The sequence below is a fragment of the Sulfuricurvum sp. genome, assembly GCF_049305995.1.
Taxonomy (GTDB): Bacteria; Campylobacterota; Campylobacteria; order Campylobacterales; family Sulfurimonadaceae; genus Sulfuricurvum.
The window spans coordinates 1-1685 of sequence record NZ_JBAQPS010000171.1 but is presented as its reverse complement, the minus strand read 5'-3'; the positions used below and the strand labels follow the sequence as shown (position 1 = coordinate 1685).

General features: G+C 34.5%; 4 protein-coding genes. 2 read left to right on the top strand and 2 right to left on the bottom strand.

The window, feature by feature from the left end; genetic code table 11:
* Positions 1 to 163: 163 nt before the first annotated feature.
* Positions 164 to 475 (bottom strand): hypothetical protein, encoded by a 312-nt coding sequence (locus tag WA010_RS05850; protein WP_422556208.1) that lies wholly within the window; start codon positions 473 to 475, stop codon positions 164 to 166.
* A 2-nt stretch (positions 476 to 477) separates the two neighbouring features.
* Positions 478 to 786: a hypothetical protein gene (locus WA010_RS05845; RefSeq protein WP_422556207.1), complete on the bottom strand. Its 309-nt coding sequence runs from the start codon at positions 784 to 786 to the stop codon at positions 478 to 480.
* 242 nt (positions 787 to 1028) lie between these two features.
* On the opposite strand from WA010_RS05845, the gene WA010_RS05840 reads away from it, so the two are divergent.
* Entirely contained in the window at positions 1029 to 1265 is a 237-nt protein-coding gene (locus tag WA010_RS05840) for a hypothetical protein (protein ID WP_422556206.1), read from the top strand.
* A complete protein-coding gene (locus tag WA010_RS05835) occupies positions 1262 to 1603 on the top strand; it encodes a type II toxin-antitoxin system PemK/MazF family toxin (RefSeq protein WP_422556205.1) in 342 nt (113 codons plus the stop codon). Before WA010_RS05840 ends, WA010_RS05835 begins: the two co-directional genes overlap by 4 nt.
* The last annotated feature ends 82 nt before the right edge of the window (positions 1604 to 1685 follow it).

Below are 1685 nucleotides of genomic sequence, written 5' to 3'. Positions count from 1 at the left end.
CAACTTTTTAAATCTCAATTGATCTACAATAATTGAAAACATTTTTTTCCTATTCAAAAAATAATTTTAGGTGCAACAGTGATACACCACATTGATGAAAACCAATGCTCCAACTACGATTATTTCTTTGTTTTATTCCCGCATAAATGCGAGAATAAAGTGATTAGCCTACAGCAACATAGTAAGTAATATTTATAAGAATTAAGATAATAAATCCAAATAATAAATATTTCAGAGGATATAATTCATTTTTTTGTTTTGATACTTTTAAAGCATAATATATCAGTAATACCGATAAGATGGCACTCAAAATATCCAAAAACCATGAGTCAATTTCTATAATTCCAACTACTAAACTCAGTAAAATAACTAAAGTAATTTTTCGGTCATTATGCTTATGATTATAGATAAGATAGATTATGGAAAATAATCCAAATTCATAGATTATCCAAAAAAATATATCTATAATAGCCATTATTATCTTCTTCTAGAAAATCTTATATTTCTTTGATACACTCTTCCATTTAAAGTCGGTGCATTTAAATATTGCCATCTCGACATGACACCAACGCCTACAGCTATTGGCAACCACAGTATCTCCCCCTCAGTCGCTTTCATCTCCGCACCATCCAGTGCTACCGCCTGAGTCGTCAAACCATCACCGAACAGTGCTGCATGTTCCGTCGCATTTAATCCCGTAAAACTTAGCTCATTTGCCGTTGGTGAAGCAAACGCCACTGAACACATTACCGCTGATGCAACCAATGCTGTAAAACTTTTTTTCATAATAAACTCCGAAAATAATATCACAAATACTTAAAAATATTTGTGTAAGTGATAGTATCTCTCTCTCTCTCTCTTAGATTCTCGTTAAATTATATTTTATATGAAATATTTTGTGTGCATTTGTTACACTTTTATACTTTTATTTGTTATTTAATAATTATAAAATCAGAAAATATATTTTAGTATTACTAAAGTACTTAAAAATGGTATAATTTTCGTATTACTCTGCTAAAGAAGCAACCATGCATACTCTCACCCTAAAAACAGATGACACCTTTTATGAAATGCTCAATGATATGGTCAAAAAGCTCGGCATTACCAAAAGTGAACTTGTTCGTCGATCCATAACTCATTACCGAGAAAGCCTTGTCGAAGAGCAACTCAAAGAACGGATGAAGAACGCCTCTTTAAAAGTTCGTAATCACTCTATCGCTATTAATCGTGAGTTAGATGTTACATTAGACGATGGTTTATCATGAAACGCGGAGAGATCGTTTTAGCCAATCTCAATCCTAAAAAGGGTTCAGAGATGGGCAAAGTTCGCCCCGTTGTCATTGTCCAAAGCAATCTATTAAACGCTGTCTCTCACCCATCATCGGTCATTATTCCCCTCTCAACACAACTTATCGATGACGCTTATCCGTTACGTTATCGAATCACCGCACGATCCTTACTTCAGCACGATTCGGATGCTGTTATCGATCAGATTCGAGCCGTTGATAACGCCCGTATCACTTCCGATATTTTAGCAACTCTTAGTAGCGAAGAGATGGCGCAGATCGATGTAATGATAAAATTGGTGTTGGGGTTAAAATGACATCAATTGGAGAAATTATAGATTCCCGTATTTCTCCTCATATTCACGAATCCGCGATAACACTTCATTCACACTTTCGGTG

Excerpts from the sequence above, each read along its gene's own strand:
- WA010_RS05850 (WP_422556208.1), bottom strand. The coding sequence starts at position 475 with ATGGCTATTATAGATATATTTTTTTGGATAATCTATGAATTTGGATTA.
- WA010_RS05845 (WP_422556207.1), bottom strand. The coding sequence starts at position 786 with ATGAAAAAAAGTTTTACAGCATTGGTTGCATCAGCGGTAATGTGTTCA.
- WA010_RS05840 (WP_422556206.1), top strand. The coding sequence starts at position 1,029 with ATGCATACTCTCACCCTAAAAACAGATGACACCTTTTATGAAATGCTC.
- WA010_RS05835 (WP_422556205.1), top strand. The coding sequence starts at position 1,262 with ATGAAACGCGGAGAGATCGTTTTAGCCAATCTCAATCCTAAAAAGGGT.